The organism is Ramlibacter cellulosilyticus (assembly GCF_014297465.1).
GTDB lineage: Bacteria > Pseudomonadota > Gammaproteobacteria > Burkholderiales > Burkholderiaceae_C > Ramlibacter > Ramlibacter cellulosilyticus.
Map to the genome: position 1 here is coordinate 61,531 of NZ_JACORT010000014.1, position 15,854 is coordinate 77,384.

Here is a 15,854-nt window from a genome sequence, read left to right on the forward strand (position 1 = left end):
GAATACTCCTGGAACTTGCAGTTGCCACTGACGTTTCATTGTTGGATTGCGTGTTAACGCTGGAACGGTGATTCGGTGCACCGACATCGCTCCTTTCTGCGCGGTGGGCTTCCGCGCGCCAGCCACAACTTGTAGGGACTCATGACTAGAAGTTCCCCACGATGAAATCCTTGATGCGCCCGAACGCGGTCTTCACGGACCCGTGCTTCTGCGCCACCTTGGCGCCGCGCACGCGCGCGAGCCGCGCTTCCTCGAGCAATCCCATGACGGTGGCCGCCCGCGGCTGCGCCACCATGTCCGACAGCGCGCCGCGATAGTGCGGGATGCCGCGGCGGACCGGTTTGAGGAAGATGTCCTCGCCGAGTTCCACCATGCCGGGCATCACGGCGCTGCCGCCGGTGATCACGATCCCCGAGGACAGCACCTCTTCGTAGCCGGACTCGCGCACCACCTGCTGCACGAGCGAGAAGATCTCCTCGATGCGCGGCTCGATCACGCCGGCGAGCGCCTGGCGCGAGAGCATGCGCGGGCCGCGGTCGCCCAGGCCCGGCACTTCCACCTGGGTCTCGGGGTCGGCCAGCAGCTGCTTGGCGCAGCCGGACTCCACCTTGATGTCCTCGGCGTCCTTGGTCGGCGTGCGCAGCGCCATGGCGATGTCGCTGGTGATCAGGTCGCCCGCGATCGGGATGACGGCCGTGTGCCGGATCGCGCCGCCGGTGAAGATCGCGACGTCGGTGGTGCCGGCGCCGATGTCCACGAGCGCGACGCCCAGTTCCTTCTCGTCGTCGGAGAGCACGGCGCTGCTGGTGGCCAGCGGGTTCAACAGCAGCTGCTCCACCTCGAGGCCGCAGCGGCGGACGCACTTGATGATGTTCTCGGCCGCGCTCTGCGCGCCGGTGACGATGTGCACCTTCGCCTCCAGGCGGATGCCGCTCATGCCGATCGGCTCCTTCACGTCCTGGCCGTCGATCACGAACTCCTGCGGCTCGACGAGCAGCAGGCGCTGGTCGGTCGAGATGTTGATCGCGCGGGCGGTCTCCACCACGCGCGCCACGTCCGCCGGCGTCACCTCGCGGTCCTTCACCGCCACCATGCCGCTCGAGTTGATGCCGCGGATGTGGCTGCCGGTGATGCCCGTGTAGACGCGCGTGATCTTGCAGTCCGCCATCAGCTCGGCCTCCTTCAGGGCCTGCTGGATGCTCTGCACCGTCGCGTCGATGTTGACGACCACGCCGCGCTTCAGCCCGTTCGAGGGGGCCACGCCCAGCCCCGCGAGCTTCAGTTCGCCGCCCGGCATGACCTCGGCCACGACCGCCATCACCTTGGCCGTGCCGATGTCCAGTCCGATGACGAGATCCTTGTAGTCCTTGGCCATCCTCTTCCTCAGTTCCTCCGGGTGCCCACGTCGGTGGTGGTCACTCCCCTCAACTTCACCGCGTAGCCGTCGGTGTGGCGCAGGTCCGCCGTCACCAGGGCCTCGGGCCGCCGCCCGTACTTCGCCGTCACCTGCGTGAGCGTGGACGCGAAGCGCTGGCTGCGCGCGAGCACTTCCTCCGCCGTGCCCCGCCCCAGTTCCACCTGGGCGCCGCTGTCCAGCGTCATGGCCCAGCCGCCCCGCCCGGTGAGCTTCACTTCCTCGACGGCCAGGTCCAGCTTTTCCAGCATGGGCTTCAGGCCGCGGTACATCTCGAGCAGCTGCGGACCGGACCCTTCCGGCCCCACGAGCCGCGGCATGTCCTCGTCCTCCACGTCTCCGGCATTCGCCTCGAAGACTTCACCGTAGGTGTTCACGAGGCGCGACTCGGAGTCCACGCCCCAGAAGGCCTCGGGCTGGTGCTCCTGCAGCTGCACGCGCAGCTTGTTCGGGAACTGGCGCTTCACCACGGCCTGCCGCACCCAGGGCACCGCCTCGAAGGCCTGCCGGGCCGCATTCAGGTCCACCGTGAAGAAGTTGCCGCGCAGCCTGGGCGCGACGTTCGCGCGCAGCGTCGCGGCACTGTTGTGCGTGACGTCGCCCTGCACCACGATGCCGCCGATGGCGAACAGCGGGTGCCGCAGCGCCCACCAGCCCAGCGCCGCCGCGAGCAGCAGGCCGCAGGCCGCGAACAGCACCGTGGCGGTGATGTTCATCAGCCTGACGTCCAGCGGCTGGGGCAGCGCCTTCTGCTTCATGCCCGGGCACCTCCCGGCTGGTCGAGCGTCGCGTCGGCCAGCAGCATCACGCAGAGGTCCTCGTAGCTGATGCCGGCGGCACGCGCGGACATCGGCACGAGCGAGTGGCCGGTCATGCCGGGCGAGGTGTTGATCTCCAGCAGCGACGGCTTGCGCGTCGCCGCGTCGATCATCACGTCGATGCGGCCCCAGCCGCGGCAGCCCAGCACGCGGTACGCCTTCACCACGAGTTCCTGGATCGCCGCTTCCTCGCCGGCCGGCAGGCCGCAAGGCACCAGGTACTTCGTGTCGTCGGTGAAGTACTTGTTGTTGTAGTCGTAGTTGCCCTCGGGCGCCACGATGCGGATCACCGGCAGCGCGCGGGCGCCGTCGCCGGTGCCCAGGATGGGGCAGGTCACCTCGTCGCCGGAGACGAACTGCTCGCACAGCACGTCGGCGTCCAGCGCCGCGGCCGCGTCCACCGCGGCCTGCACCTCCGAATACCCTTGCACCTTGGCCACGCCGATCGACGAGCCTTCGCGCGCCGGCTTGACGATCAGGGGCAGGCCTAGCTCGTCGGGGATGCGGATCACCTGCTCGTGGCTGTAGGCGCCGCGGCGCAGCAGCTGGTACTTCGGCGTGGGGACGCCTTCGGCGAGCCACACGCGCTTGGTCATGACCTTGTCGATCGAGATCGCCGAAGCCATCACGCCGGAGCCGGTGTACGGGATGCCGAGCAGCTCCAGCGCGCCCTGCACCGTGCCGTCCTCGCCGAAGCGGCCGTGCAGCGCGATGAAGCAGCGCTGGAAGCCGTCCCGCTTGAGTTCGGAGAGATCGCGTTCCGCCGGGTCGAACGCGTGCGCGTCCACGCCTTTCGATTGCAGGGCCGTGAGCACGCCGCCGCCGGAGAGCAGCGAGATCTCGCGCTCGGCGGACTTGCCGCCCATGAGGACGGCGACCTTGCCGAAGTCCTTGGGGTTCATGCCTTGCCTCCCGCCTGCACCACCTTCGCGGGCACCGTGCCGATCGATCCGGCGCCCATGCACATCACGACGTCGCCATCGCGCACCGTGTCCAGGATCGCCGCGGGCATGTCGGCGATGTCGGCGACGAACTGCGGCTCCACCTTGCCGCTGACGCGCACCGCGCGCACGAGCGAGCGGCCGTCGGCCGCCACGATGGGTTCCTCGCCGGCGGAATACACCTCGGACAGCAGCACCACGTCCGCCGTGCCGAGCACCTGCACGAAGTCCTCGAAGCAGTCGCGCGTGCGCGTGTAGCGGTGCGGCTGGAAGGCAAGCACCAGGCGCTTGCCGGGGAAGGCGCCGCGCGCCGCGGCCAGCGTGGCCTTCATCTCCACCGGGTGGTGGCCGTAGTCCTCGATCACCGTGAACTTGCCGCCGCCCTGGGCCGCGGGCACCGCGACCTCGCCGTAGCTCTGGAAGCGGCGGCCGACGCCGCGGAACTCGCCCAGCGCCTTCACCACCGCATCGTCCGGGATGTTCAGTTCGGCCGCGATCGCGATCGCCGACAGCGCGTTCAGCACGTTGTGCCGGCCCACGGCATTCAGCTTCACGTGCATGTCCGGCAGCGTGACGCCATTGCGCCGCTGCACGGTGAAGTGCATCTGCGCGCCCACCGCCTGCACGTCGACGGCGCGCACCTGCGCCTCCTCGCTGAAACCGTAGGTGGTCACCGGGCACTGCGCGTCCGGGATGATGGAGCGCACCGCCTCGTCCTCGATGCACAGGATCGCCGTGCCGTAGAAGGGCATGCGGTGCAGGAAGTCGAGGAAGGCCTTCTTCAGGTTGTTGAAGTCGTGCCCGTAGGTGTCCATGTGGTCGGCGTCGATGTTGGTCACCACCGCCATCACCGGGAACAGGTTCAGGAAGGAAGCGTCGGACTCGTCCGCCTCCACCACGATGTAGTCGCCGGAGCCGAGCTTCGCGTTGGCGCCCGCGCTGTTGAGCTTGCCGCCGATCACGAAGGTCGGGTCGAGGCCGCCTTCGGCGAGCACGCTCGCCACCAGCGAGGTGGTCGTCGTCTTGCCGTGCGTGCCCGCGATGGCGATGCCCTGCTTCAGGCGCATCAGTTCCGCGAGCATCACGGCGCGCGGCACGATCGGGATCTTGCGCTTGCGGGCGGCGACCACCTCCGGGTTGTCGGCCTGCACCGCCGTGGACGTGACCACCGCGTCGGCGCCGATCACGTTCGAGGCGGCGTGGCCGATGAAGGTCTGGATCCCCAGTTCCTGCAGCCGCCGCACCGTGGGGCTGTCGGCGATGTCGGACCCGGAGATGAGGTAGCCGAGGTTGCGCAGGATCTCGGCGATGCCGGACATGCCGGCGCCGCCGATCCCGACGAAGTGAATGTGCTTGATTGCGTGTTTCATCGTGCAAGGGCCTCGCAGGCGGCGACCACCTGCTCGGTCGCCTGGGTCTTTGCCATCTTCCTGGCCGCCACGGCACGCCGCAGCAGCTCGTCGCGCTGCAGCGTGATCAGCATGGTGGCCAGCCTGTCGGGAGTGAGCTCGCGCTGCTGCACGAGCCAGCCGCCGCCGGCGTCCACCAGGAACTTCGCGTTCGTGGTCTGGTGGTCGTCGACGGCGTGGGGAAAGGGAACGAACAGGGCCGCCGCGCCCACCGCGGCGATCTCGGTCACGGTGCTCGCACCGGCGCGGCAGATCACGAGGTCCGCTTCCGCGAAGGCGCCGGCGGTGTCTTCGATGAAGGGCGTCAGCTCCGCCTGCACGCCCGCCTGCGCATAGTTGGCGCGCAGTTCGTCGATCTGCTTCGCGCCGCTCTGGTGCAGGACGTGCGGACGCTGGCCGGCCGGGATGCGCGCGAGCGCCTGCGGCACGACTTCGTTGAGCGACTTCGCGCCCAGGCTGCCGCCCACCACCAGCACCTTCAGCGGGCCGCTGCGGCCCGCGAAGCGCTGCTCGGGCGCGGGCTGCTGCAGGAAGGCGGCACGCAGCGGGTTGCCCACCCACTCGCCCTTCGTCAGGACTTCGGGGAACGCGCTGTACACGCGGTCGGCGACGCCGGCCAGCACCTTGTTCGCCATGCCGGCGACGGAGTTCTGCTCGTGCAGCACGAGGGGCTTGCCCAGGAGGACGCCCATCATGCCGCCGGGAAAGGTGATGTAGCCGCCGAGGCCCACGACCACGTCGGGGCGCACGCGGCGCACCACCTGCAGGCTTTGCCAGAAGGCGCGCAGCAGCTTGAGCGGCAGCAGCAGCAGCGTCTTCGCGCTCTTGCCGCGCACGCCGCCGAAGGCCACCGTCTCCAGCGGGAACCCGCGCGGCGGCACCAGCTGGCTTTCCATGCTGTCGGGAGCGCCCAGCCAGTGGACGCGCCAGCCGCGCTCGCGCAGCGCCTCGGCGACGGCCAGGCCCGGGAAGATGTGGCCGCCCGTGCCGCCAGCCATGACGAGTGCCGTCTTCATGCCCGGCCTCCGCGCATCAGGGTCCGGTTTTCATAGTCGATGCGCAGCACCACCGCGATCGCCACGACGTTCATCAGCACCGCGGAGCCGCCGTAGGACATGAGCGGCAGCGTGAGGCCCTTCGTCGGCAGCGCGCCCAGGTTCACGCCCATGTTGATGAAGGCCTGGAACCCCATCCAGACGCCGACGCCCTGCGCCACGAGACCCGCGAACACGCGGTCGAGCGCGATGGCCTGGCGGCCGATGTGCATCATGCGGCGCGTCATCCAGAAGAAGGCGACGATCAGGATCATCACGCCCACGAGGCCGAACTCCTCGCCGATCACCGCGAGCAGGAAGTCCGTGTGCGCCTCGGGCAGCCAGTGCAGCTTCTCCACGCTGCCGCCGAGGCCGACGCCGAAGATCTCGCCGCGGCCGATCGCGATCAGCGAGTGCGAGAGCTGGTAGCCCTTGCCCAGCGCGTACTTCTCGTTCCAGGGATCGAGGTACGCGAAGATGCGCTCGCGCCGCCAGTCGGAGAACGCGATCATCAGCATGAACGCGACGACGATCACCGCGGCGATCAGGAAGAACATGCGCGCGTTCACGCCGCCGAGGAACAGGATGCCCATGGCGATCACGGCGATCACCATGAAGGCGCCCATGTCCGGCTCGGCCAGCAGCAGCACGCCCACCACGGCGACGGCGGCGGCCATCGGCAGCACGGCGCGGAAGAAGCGCTCCTTCACCTCCATCTTGCGCACCATGTAGTTGGCGGCGTAGAGCAGCACGGCGAACTTGGCGAGCTCCGAAGGCTGGAAGGAGATCGGGCCCAGGCCGATCCAGCGGCGCGCGCCGTTCACGCCCTTGCCGATGTGCGGGATGAGCACGACGATCAGCAGCAGCAGCGAGGCGACGAAGAGCCAGGGCGCGATGCGCTCCCAGGTCTCCACCTTCACCTGGAAGGCGAGCAGGCCGGCCGCGAAGGACAGCGCCAGGAACAGGGCGTGGCGGCTCAGGAAGTACGTGTGCGCGTAGCGGCCGAAGCGCGGGTTGTCCGGCAGCGCGATGGACGCGGAATAGACCATCACCAGGCCCCAGGCGAGCAGGGCCACGGTGACCCAGAGCAGCGCGGGGTCGAAGGCGTGCACCTGCACGCGGCCGCGGTCGGGCAGCGCGCCGCGCGAAGTCCAGGCGGAGAGGACGCCGGCGAGGTTCAAGCCTCCCCTCCTTGCACCATCGCGCCCGCCTCGTCGGCGACCGCCTGCACCGCGGCGCGGAAGACCTCGGCGCGGTGCGGGTAGTTGCGGAACATGTCGAAGCTGGCGCACGCGGGCGACATCAGCACGGCATCGCCCGCATGGGCGCGTTGCGTCGCGAGCTTCACGGCTTCTTCCATCGTGCCGGCGTCGATCAGCGGAACGCCCGTGCCTTCCAGCACCGCGCGGATCTGCGGGCCGTCGCGCCCGATCAGCACCGCGGCGCGCGCGTAGCGGGACACCGGATCGGCGAGCGGCGCGAAGTCCTGCCCCTTGCCGTCGCCGCCCAGGATGACGACCAGCCTGCGCTCGGCGCCCAGGCCTTGCAGCGCGGCGACCGTGGCGCCGACGTTGGTGCCCTTGCTGTCGTCGAAGTACTCGACCTCGTTGACGATGCCCACGGGCTCCACGCGGTGCGGCTCGCCGCGGTACTCGCGCAGGCCGTACAGCATGGGGGCGAGCTGGCATCCGGCAGCATTCGCCAGCGCGAGCGCCGCCAGTGCGTTGATCGCGTTGTGCCGGCCGCGGATGCGCAGCGCGTCGGCGGGCATGAGGCGCTGCAGGTGCAGTTCCTCTTCCGCATCCTTGCGGCGTCTTTCCGTTTCGTCCGCTTCGTGCGCCCGCACCAGCCAGGCCATGCCGTGCACGACCTCCAGGCCGAAGTCGCCCGGGCGCTTCGGCAGGTCGCCGCCGAAGGTGACGTACTCGCGCTGCTCGTACTTGCCGCCCTTCAGCCGCACGGGCTCGGGCAGCATCCTCATCACGAGCGGGTCTTCGCGGTTGAGGACCATCACGCCCGTCGTGCCGAACACGCGCGCCTTGGCGCCGGCGTACGCTTCCATCGTGCCGTGCCAGTCGAGGTGGTCCTGGGTCACGTTCAGCACCGTTGCGGCCGTCGGCTCGAATCCGGTGACGCCATCGAGCTGGAAGCTGGAAAGTTCGATCACCCACACCTGCGGCAGCGCGCCGGCTTCGCGCTTCTGCGCGAGCGTGTCCAGCAGCGTCGGGCCGATGTTCCCGGCGACCGCGACGGTCTTGCCGCTGCGCTCCACGAGCTGGCCGGTGAGCGACGTGACGGTGGTCTTGCCGTTGGTGCCGGTGACGGCGAGCACGGCGGGGTGGTAGCCGTCGGCAGCCTTCATGGCGGCGAGCGCATCGGCGAAGAGGCCGAGCTCCCCGCGCACCGGGATGCCGCGTTCGCGCGCGGCGTTCTCCACGGCGGCCACCTGCTCGGGCGTCAGGCCCGGGCTGCGCAGCACGAGCTGCTGCCCTTCGACGAGTCCGGCCGCGAACGGGCCGGCGACGAAGCGCGCCGACGGCACCTGCTCCTGCAATTGCGGCAGCTGCGGCGGCGCCTCGCGCGTGTCCGCGACGGTCACCTGCGCGCCGGCCTGCGCGCACCAGCGCGCCATGGCGAGGCCGGAGGCACCGCAGCCGAGGACGAGGACGGATTGGTCGCGCAGGTCCATCACCGCAGCTTCAGCGTGGAGAGGCCGACGAGGCACAGCAGCATCGTGATGATCCAGAAGCGGATCACCACCTGCGTCTCCTTCCAGCCGGTCTTCTCGAAGTGGTGGTGCAGCGGGGCCATCAGCAGGATGCGCCGGCCGGTGCCGTACTTGCGCTTGGTGTACTTGAAGTACATCACCTGCACCATCACGGACAGGGCTTCCACCACGAAGATGCCGCCCATGATGGCCAGCACGATCTCCTGGCGGACGATCACGGCGATGGTGCCCAGCGCGCCGCCGAGCGCCAGCGCGCCCACGTCGCCCATGAACACCTGCGCCGGGTGCGCGTTGAACCAGAGGAAGGCCAGGCCCGCCCCCGCCAGCGCGGCGCAGAAGATCAGCAGTTCGCCCGAACCCGGGATGTAGGGCAGCAGCAGGTACTTGGAGAACACCGAGCTGCCGGTCACGTAGCAGAACACGCCCAGCGCGGAACCCACCATCACCACCGGCATGATCGCCAGGCCGTCGAGGCCGTCGGTGAGGTTCACCGCGTTGCTCGAGCCCACGATCACGAAGTAGGTCATGATCATGAAGCCGAACACGCCGAGCGGGTAGTTGATCTCCTTCACGAAGGGGACCACCAGGCCGGCGCGCGGCGGCAGGTTCATGTCGAAGCCGGAACGCACCCAGTCGAAGAAGAGGCCCAGCACGCGCTCGTTCGTCGTCTCCGAGACGCTGAACGCGAGGTAGAGCGCGGCGACGAGGCCGATCACCGACTGCCAGAAGTACTTCTCGCGCGAGCGCATGCCCTCGGGGTCCTTGTTGACGACCTTGCGCCAGTCGTCCACCCAGCCGATCGCGCCGAAGCCCAGCGTCACCAGCATCACGATCCACACGAAGCGGTTGGTCCAGTCGAACCAGAGCAGCGTGGAGATGGCCACCGAGATCAGGATCAGCACGCCGCCCATGGTGGGCGTGCCGCTCTTCACGAGGTGCGTCTCCATCGCGTAGCCGCGCACCGGCTGGCCGATCTTCAGCTCCGTCAGGCGGCGGATGACCCACGGGCCGGCGATGATGCCGATCAGCAGCGCGGTCATGGCCGCCATGACCGCGCGGAAGGTGATGTACTGGAAGACGCGGAAGAAGCCGAACTCGTGACCGTGGCTCTGCATCCAGGCGGCGAGGCTAACGAGCATCCGGGACCTCCTTGGCTTGTTGTTGTTCTTGTGCGTGGGCGGTGATCGCCTCGACGACCCGCTCCATCTTCATGAAGCGCGAGCCCTTGACCAGCACGCTGGCCGCCGTGCCCAGCGCTTCGCGCACGGCGGCGTTCAGCGCATCGACGTCGGCGAAATGCCGGCCCTTCATGCCGGCCGCCTGCTCGCCCAGCGTGAAGAGCTGCTCGATCCCGCGTTCGTGCGCGTAGTCGCCGACCTCGGCGTGGAAGGCCGGGCCCTGGTTGCCCACCTCGCCCATGTCGCCCAGCACCAGCAGGCGCGGGCCGGGCAGTTCCGCGAGGACGTCGATCGCGGCGCGCACGGAGTCGGGGTTGGCGTTGTAGGTGTCGTCGACGAGGGTCAGCGTGCGGCCGCCGAGGGCCACGCCGAGCGCGCGCGAGCGGCCCTTGACGGGCTGGAAGTCTTCCAGCCCGCGCACCACCGCTTCGAGCGGCACGCCTGCCGCCAGGGCACAGGCGGCGGCGGCGAGCGCGTTGCGGACGTTGTGGCGGCCGGCGATCTGGAGCCGGAACTGCACGGGCCCGGCGGGCGTGTCGGCCCGCACCTGCCAATGCCCCTCTTGCCATTCGGAACCGGCCAGGACGACGTCGGCGCCGCTGCCCGCGTCGCCGAAGGTGATGCACTTGCGCCCGCCGGCGAGCCGTGTCCACAGCGCGGTGAAGGCATCGCCCGCCGGGAAGACGGCGGTGCCGTTGGCGGGCAGCCCGCCGAACACCGAGCCGTTCTCCTGCGCGACGGCCTCCACGGTCGCCATGAATTCCTGGTGCTCGCGCTGCGCGTTGTTCACCAGCGCGACGGTGGGCTCCGCGACGTGCGCGAGGTAGCCGATCTCCCCGGGATGGTTCATCCCGAGTTCCACGACGCCGACCTTGTGCTCCGCCCGCAGGCGCAGCAGCGTCAGCGGCAGGCCGATGTCGTTGTTCAGGTTCCCCTGCGTCGCGAGGTGGGCGTCGGGCTGCCACGCGCGCAGGATGGCAGCGACCATCTGCGTCACGGTCGTCTTGCCATTGCTGCCCGTGACCGCGATCAGCGGCAGCGCGTACTGCTTGCGCCACCAGCGTGCCAGCCGGCCCAGCGCCTGCTTGCTGTCGTCCACCTCGATGCCGGGAAAGCCGGCAGGCAGTCGGCCCTTGTGCGCGATGGCGGCCACGGCGCCCTTGGCGCGCGCGTCGGCGATGAAGTCGTTGGCGTCGAAGCGCTCGCCCTGGAGGGCGACGAAGAGGTCGCCGGGCTGCAGCGTGCGCGTGTCGGTGTGCACGCGATCCACCTGCACGCTGCCGTCGCCGACGAGGTCGCCCCGCACCCAGGCGGCGGCGAGTTGGAGCGGAAACATGCTCATGAAGTCCTGGCTTTCAGCGCTGCGGAGGCATGCGCCTGGTCGGAGAACGCGTGCTTCACGCCCGCGATCTCCTGGTAGTCCTCGTGTCCCTTGCCCGCCAGCAGGATCACGTCCTGCGGCGCGGCATTCGAAATGCTGTCCGCGATGGCGCGGGCGCGGTCGGCCTGCACCGTTGCCGCGTCGCCCCGGGCGAGCCCTTGCAGGACCTGCCGGATGATGGCCTGCGGGTCTTCGCTGCGCGGGTTGTCGCTGGTGACCACCACGTGGTCGGCGTTCCTCTCGGCGACCTGCGCCATCAGCGGCCGCTTGGTCGGGTCGCGGTCGCCGCCGCAGCCGAACACGCACCACAGCCTGCCGCCCCGCTGCCGCGCGAGCGGCTGCAGCGCCTGCAGGCCTTTTTCCAGCGCGTCCGGCGTGTGCGCGTAGTCGACGGCCACGAGGGGCTTGCCCGGCTCGTTGATCCGCTCCATGCGGCCGGGCACCGGCAGCAGGTTGGCGCAGGCGCCCACCGCCTGCGCGAGCGGCACGCCGACGGCGCGCATCATCCCGACCACACCCAGCAGGTTGGAGACGTTGTACTGGCCGATCAGCTGCGTGCGCAGCTCGTGGCGCTCGCTGGCCTCGGCCACGACGAAGCGCAGCCCCTGGTCGGTGTAGCCGATCTCCAGCGCCTGCAGCCGCGCGGCGCGCTCGCAGGAGACCGTCCACACGTCCAGGCGGCCCTGCAGCTTCCGCTCCAGTTCCACGCCCTTGGCGTCGTCGACGTTCAGCACCGCGGCCTGCAGGCCGGGCCAGTCGAACAGGGCCGCCTTGGCGTCCCAGTAGGAATGCATGGAGCCGTGGTAGTCCAGGTGGTCCTGCGTGAAGTTGGTGAAGCCCGCAACGCGGATGCGCGTGCCGTCCAGGCGCCGCTCCACGATGCCGATGGAGGACGCCTCGATCGCGCAGGCCTTGGCGCCCTCCTGCAGGAAGCGGCGGAAGTGGCGCTGCATCAGCACCGGGTCCGGCGTGGTCAGCCCCGTGTGCTCCACGTGCGGCGGGCGGCCGATGCCGAGCGTGCCGACGATGCCGCAGGACATGCCGACGTTGGACAGCGCCTGGGCGAGCCACCACGCGGTGGACGTCTTGCCGTTCGTGCCCGTCACGGCGAGCACGTCGAGTTCGTGCGAGGGCTCGCCGTAGAACAGCGCGCCGATGGGGCCCGTGGCCGCCTTCAATCCGTCGTACGCGGCGACCGCGTCGCTGGTGAAGCCGTAGGCCTCGCTGCCGGCATGTTCGACCAGGCAGGCCTTCGCGCCCTGCTCCAGCGCGCCCTTCACGAACTTGCGGCCGTCGGTGGCGGCGCCGGGCCAGGCGATGAAGCCGTCGCCCGCGCCGACCTTGCGGCTGTCGCAATGCACTTCGCCGCTGACGCGCGCGCGCAGCCAGTCGGCGGCTTCCCTGGGGGTGCGGAGGACCAGCATCAGAACGACTCCTCCACGGCCTGCACCACGACTTGCGGCTTCACGTTCATGTCCGGCTGCACGCCCAGCATGCGCAGGCTCTGCTGCACCGTGGCGCTGAACACGGGCGCGGCGACGTCGCCGCCGAAGTAGCGGCCGTTGCTCGGCTCGTCGATCATCACGGCCACCACGATGCGCGGCTTGTCGATCGGCGCGATGCCGACGAACACGCCGCGGTACTTGTTCTGGGCGTAGCCCTTGCCTTCCTGCTTGTGCGCCGTGCCGGTCTTGCCGCCCACCGAATAGCCCATGGTCTGCGCGCGCGGCGCGGTGCCGCCGTTGAGGGTCGCGAGGTGCAGCATCTGGCGCATCGTCTGCGCCGTCTTCGGGTCCAGCACGCGCACGCCCGGCGCGGGCACGTCGGTCTTCTGCAGGGTGACCGGCACCAGCTCGCCGTCGCGCGCGAACACGGTGTACGCGCGCGCCAGCTGGAACAGGCTGGTGGACAGGCCGTAGCCGTAGCTCATGGTCGCCTGCTCGATGGGACGCCAGGTCTTGTACGCGCGCAGCTTGCCGCTCACCACGCCCGGGAACGGCACCTGCGGGCGCTGGCCGAGCCCCACCTGCGTGTACAGCTCCCACATCTCGCGCGGCTGCAGCTGCATCGCCATCTTCACGGTGCCGATGTTGCTGGACTTCTGCACGACCTCCGTCACCGTCAGCATGTTGTGGCCGTGCGAGTCGGTGATGGTGGAGCCGTTGATGGTCATGCGGCCGCCGTTCGTGTTGATCGGCGTGTTCGGCGTGACGAGCCCCTTCTCCAGCGCGAGCGACACCACGAAGGGCTTCATCGTGGAGCCCGGCTCGAAGGTGTCGGTGAGCGCGCGGTTGCGCAGCTGGCCGCCGGTGAGGTTCTGGCGGTGGGCTGGGTTGTAGCTCGGGTAGTTGGCGAGCGCGAGCACCTCGCCGGTGTGCACGTCCAGCACCACGACGCTGCCCGCCCTGGCCTTGTTCTCCAGCACCGCGTCGCGCAGCTTCTGGTACGCGAAGAACTGCACCTTGCTGTCGATCGACAGCTGCAGGTCCTTCCCGTCCACCGGCGGCACCTGTTCGCCCACGTCCTCGACGATGCGGCCCAGGCGGTCCTTGATCACGTGGCGCGAGCCGGGCTTGCCGCCCAGCTCCTTGTTGAAGGCGAGCTCCACGCCTTCCTGGCCCTTGTCTTCCACGCTGGTGAAGCCCACGACGTGCGCCGCGGCCTCGCCTTCCGGGTACTGGCGGCGGTATTCCTTGCGCAGGAAGACGCCCTTGATGTCCAGCGCCGTGACCTGGCGCGCCGTCGCCTCGTCGACCTGGCGCTTGAGCCAGACGAAGTTCTTCTCCTGGTCGTCCAGCTTGGCCATGAGCTCGGCCAGCGGCACCTGCAGCAGCCTGGCGAGCTGCGTGAGCTTCACCTTGTCGCGCTCCAGGTCCTCGGGGCTGGCCCACACGCTGGGCACGGGGACGCTGGTGGCGAGCAGCAGGCCGTTGCGGTCGAAGATGCGGCCGCGGTTGGCGGGCAGTTCGAGGGTGCGGGCGAAGCGCACCTCGCCCTGCTTGCGGTAGAAATCGTTGCCGATCACCTGCACCCACGCGGCGCGGCCCGCCAGGCCCAGGAAAGCCAGCGCGATGCCCGCCACGATCAGCTTGCTGCGCCACACCGGCGTGCGGCTGGCCAGCAGCGGGCTCGAGGAATAGGCGACGACGCGTCCGCTCATGGCGCGACCTCCACGCCGGCGGCCGTGCCCTTGAGCGTGACGTACTGCGTGATCGCCGGCGTCGCCGGCTTCATGTGCAGCTGCTCCTTGGCGAGCTTCTCCACGCGCGCCGGCGTCGCCTGCGCGCGCTTCTCGACCTGCAGCCGTTCGTGCTCGATCTCCAGCTTCCGGGCCTCGTTCTGCGCGCGCTCCACCTCGGCGTAGAGGCGGCGCGACTCGTACTGCACCTGCACGAGGTACAGCGCGCTCGCCAGCAGCGACACCAGCAAGGTGAGGTTCAGGCGCAGCATCATGCGGCCGTCCTCTCCGCGACACGCATGATGGCGCTGCGCGCGCGCGGGTTGGCGGCAACCTCCGCTTCGGTGGGCTTCACCCGCTCGATGGAACGCAGCTTCATGGGCTTCGGGGCGGCGAAGGGCGCGCGCCGGTCCACTTCATCGCGCGAATGCTTCGCGATGAACTGCTTCACGATGCGGTCTTCCAGCGAGTGGAAGCTGATCACCACGAGTCGGCCTCCGGGTTCCAGCACGTCGAGGGCGGCGCTCAGCGCCTCCTGCAGTTCCTCAAGCTCCCGGTTGACGAAAATCCGAAGAGCCTGAAATGTGCGCGTTGCAGGGTCCTGGCCCGGCTCGCGGGTCTTGACCGCACCAGCCACGAGCTGGGCCAGTTCGGCGGTGCTTGCAAGAGGGCCCCGTTCCTGTCGGCGAGCTGCAACCGCCTTTGCAATCTGAAAAGCAAACCGTTCTTCGCCATAGTCACGGATCACCTCCGACATCTGTTCCACCGTGGCGGTGGCGAGGAAGTCCGCGGCGCTGGTGCCGCGCGTGGGGTCCATGCGCATGTCCAGCGGTCCGTCGGAACGAAAGGAAAAACCCCGTGCGGGGTTGTCGATCTGCGGCGAGCTCACGCCCAGGTCCATCAGCAACCCCGTGACGGACGCTGCCTGCAGCTCGCGCACCGCGGCGAAGCCCTCGTGCCGGATCTCGAAGCGCTGGTCCTCGATGGCATTGCCCACCGCGATCGCTTCCGGGTCCTTGTCGAAGGCCACCAGCCGGCCCTTCTCGTCCAGGCGCGAGAGGATCAGGCGCGAGTGTCCGCCGCGACCGAAGGTCGCATCGACATAGATTCCATCCGGCTTGGTGACGAGGGCGTCGACTGCTTCGTTCAACAAGACGGTGGTGTGTTGCCATGTGCCGTCCACCGTCTTCCTTCAGAAAGAGAAGTCCTTGAAGGCTTCGGGCATCTCGCCGCGCATCGCCTCGGCCTCCTTGGCCTCGTAAGTCGCCTTGTCCCAGAGTTCGAAGTTGTTACCCATGCCCAGCAGCATCACGTCCTTCTCGATGCCTGCCGCGGCACGAAGCTCGGGGCTCACCAGGACACGGCCCGTCGAATCGAGTTCCACGTCCATGGCGTTGCCCAGGAAGATTCTCTTCCACCACTGCGCGGCCATGGGGAGCTGGGCGATGCGTTCACGAAATGTTTCCCACTCGGGCCGCGGAAAGATCATCAGGCAGCCGTGCGGGTGGCGGGTGATCGTGAGGCGGCTGTCGGCGGTCGCGGCCAGGACGTCACGATGCCGGGTCGGCATGGAGAGCCGCCCCTTGGCATCGAGACTCAGCGACGACGCGCCCTGGAACACCTGTGTCAGCCCTCAAGTACAGCGAAAGGTGTGTGAACGGCAAAAGGAGGAGTGGTTTCCCACGATCCCCCACTTCCTGCCACTTTTTTGCACTGTAGCAGGAAAACGCTGAGGCGCAATCGTCCTGGGTACTTTTTGGCAATGAAATCAAG

At 69.2% G+C, this 15,854-nt stretch carries 14 protein-coding genes; all 14 read right to left on the reverse strand.

The window, feature by feature from the left end:
• Positions 1-145: 145 nt before the first annotated feature.
• Genes ftsA through mraZ form a run of 14 tightly spaced genes read right to left on the reverse strand, consistent with a single transcriptional unit; the run spans position 146 to position 15,702 of the window.
• Positions 146-1,375 carry a cell division protein FtsA gene (ftsA, locus tag H8N03_RS24065; protein WP_187078782.1) on the reverse strand — a complete coding sequence of 410 codons (1,230 nt, stop codon included), beginning with the start codon at positions 1,373-1,375 and terminating at the stop codon, positions 146-148.
• An 8-nt stretch (positions 1,376-1,383) separates the two neighbouring features.
• Positions 1,384-2,172, reverse strand: coding sequence for a cell division protein FtsQ/DivIB (locus H8N03_RS24070; protein WP_187078783.1), 789 nt, complete (start codon positions 2,170-2,172; stop codon positions 1,384-1,386).
• Positions 2,169-3,134, reverse strand: coding sequence for a D-alanine--D-alanine ligase (locus H8N03_RS24075; RefSeq protein WP_187078784.1), 966 nt, complete (start codon positions 3,132-3,134; stop codon positions 2,169-2,171). Before H8N03_RS24075 ends, H8N03_RS24070 begins: the two co-directional genes overlap by 4 nt.
• Positions 3,131-4,543 (reverse strand): UDP-N-acetylmuramate--L-alanine ligase, encoded by a 1,413-nt coding sequence (gene murC / locus H8N03_RS24080; protein WP_187078785.1) that lies wholly within the window; start codon positions 4,541-4,543, stop codon positions 3,131-3,133. The genes H8N03_RS24075 and murC overlap by 4 nt, the downstream gene beginning before the upstream one ends.
• Positions 4,540-5,598, reverse strand: coding sequence for an undecaprenyldiphospho-muramoylpentapeptide beta-N-acetylglucosaminyltransferase (gene murG / locus H8N03_RS24085; protein WP_187078786.1), 1,059 nt, complete (start codon positions 5,596-5,598; stop codon positions 4,540-4,542). The genes murC and murG overlap by 4 nt, the downstream gene beginning before the upstream one ends.
• Complete coding sequence (ftsW, locus tag H8N03_RS24090) at positions 5,595-6,752, reverse strand: putative lipid II flippase FtsW (RefSeq protein ID WP_255428383.1); 1,158 nt, start codon at positions 6,750-6,752, stop codon at positions 5,595-5,597. The genes murG and ftsW overlap by 4 nt, the downstream gene beginning before the upstream one ends.
• 41 nt (positions 6,753-6,793) lie before the next feature.
• Positions 6,794-8,305: a UDP-N-acetylmuramoyl-L-alanine--D-glutamate ligase gene (gene murD / locus H8N03_RS24095; protein WP_187078788.1), complete on the reverse strand. Its 1,512-nt coding sequence runs from the start codon at positions 8,303-8,305 to the stop codon at positions 6,794-6,796.
• Positions 8,305-9,483, reverse strand: coding sequence for a phospho-N-acetylmuramoyl-pentapeptide-transferase (mraY, locus tag H8N03_RS24100; protein WP_187078789.1), 1,179 nt, complete (start codon positions 9,481-9,483; stop codon positions 8,305-8,307). Before mraY ends, murD begins: the two co-directional genes overlap by 1 nt.
• A complete protein-coding gene (locus tag H8N03_RS24105; RefSeq protein ID WP_187078790.1) occupies positions 9,473-10,858 on the reverse strand; it encodes a UDP-N-acetylmuramoyl-tripeptide--D-alanyl-D-alanine ligase in 1,386 nt (461 codons plus the stop codon). Before H8N03_RS24105 ends, mraY begins: the two co-directional genes overlap by 11 nt.
• Before the next feature lie 2 nt (positions 10,859-10,860).
• A complete protein-coding gene (locus H8N03_RS24110) occupies positions 10,861-12,327 on the reverse strand; it encodes a UDP-N-acetylmuramoyl-L-alanyl-D-glutamate--2,6-diaminopimelate ligase (RefSeq protein ID WP_187078791.1) in 1,467 nt (488 codons plus the stop codon).
• Complete coding sequence (locus tag H8N03_RS24115; protein WP_187078792.1) at positions 12,327-14,063, reverse strand: peptidoglycan D,D-transpeptidase FtsI family protein; 1,737 nt, start codon at positions 14,061-14,063, stop codon at positions 12,327-12,329. The genes H8N03_RS24110 and H8N03_RS24115 overlap by 1 nt, the downstream gene beginning before the upstream one ends.
• Positions 14,060-14,353 (reverse strand): cell division protein FtsL, encoded by a 294-nt coding sequence (gene ftsL / locus H8N03_RS24120; RefSeq protein WP_187078855.1) that lies wholly within the window; start codon positions 14,351-14,353, stop codon positions 14,060-14,062. The genes H8N03_RS24115 and ftsL overlap by 4 nt, the downstream gene beginning before the upstream one ends.
• On the reverse strand, positions 14,353-15,264 hold the full coding sequence (gene rsmH / locus H8N03_RS24125; protein ID WP_187078793.1) for a 16S rRNA (cytosine(1402)-N(4))-methyltransferase RsmH: 912 nt from the start codon (positions 15,262-15,264) through the stop codon (positions 14,353-14,355). Before rsmH ends, ftsL begins: the two co-directional genes overlap by 1 nt.
• Positions 15,265-15,273: 9 nt before the next feature.
• On the reverse strand, positions 15,274-15,702 hold the full coding sequence (gene mraZ / locus H8N03_RS24130) for a division/cell wall cluster transcriptional repressor MraZ (RefSeq protein WP_187078794.1): 429 nt from the start codon (positions 15,700-15,702) through the stop codon (positions 15,274-15,276).
• Between the last annotated feature and the right edge of the window lie 152 nt (positions 15,703-15,854).

What these genes read in the sequence shown, in the direction of transcription:
- ftsA (WP_187078782.1), bottom strand. Translation starts at nt 1,375, where the DNA reads ATGGCCAAGGACTACAAGGATCTCGTCATCGGACTGGACATCGGCACG.
- H8N03_RS24070 (WP_187078783.1), bottom strand. Translation starts at nt 2,172, where the DNA reads ATGAAGCAGAAGGCGCTGCCCCAGCCGCTGGACGTCAGGCTGATGAAC.
- H8N03_RS24075 (WP_187078784.1), bottom strand. Translation starts at nt 3,134, where the DNA reads ATGAACCCCAAGGACTTCGGCAAGGTCGCCGTCCTCATGGGCGGCAAG.
- murC (WP_187078785.1), bottom strand. Translation starts at nt 4,543, where the DNA reads ATGAAACACGCAATCAAGCACATTCACTTCGTCGGGATCGGCGGCGCC.
- murG (WP_187078786.1), bottom strand. Translation starts at nt 5,598, where the DNA reads ATGAAGACGGCACTCGTCATGGCTGGCGGCACGGGCGGCCACATCTTC.
- murD (WP_187078788.1), bottom strand. Translation starts at nt 8,305, where the DNA reads ATGGACCTGCGCGACCAATCCGTCCTCGTCCTCGGCTGCGGTGCCTCC.
- mraY (WP_187078789.1), bottom strand. Translation starts at nt 9,483, where the DNA reads ATGCTCGTTAGCCTCGCCGCCTGGATGCAGAGCCACGGTCACGAGTTC.
- H8N03_RS24105 (WP_187078790.1), bottom strand. Translation starts at nt 10,858, where the DNA reads ATGTTTCCGCTCCAACTCGCCGCCGCCTGGGTGCGGGGCGACCTCGTC.
- H8N03_RS24110 (WP_187078791.1), bottom strand. Translation starts at nt 12,327, where the DNA reads ATGCTGGTCCTCCGCACCCCCAGGGAAGCCGCCGACTGGCTGCGCGCG.
- H8N03_RS24115 (WP_187078792.1), bottom strand. Translation starts at nt 14,063, where the DNA reads ATGAGCGGACGCGTCGTCGCCTATTCCTCGAGCCCGCTGCTGGCCAGC.
- ftsL (WP_187078855.1), bottom strand. Translation starts at nt 14,353, where the DNA reads ATGCTGCGCCTGAACCTCACCTTGCTGGTGTCGCTGCTGGCGAGCGCG.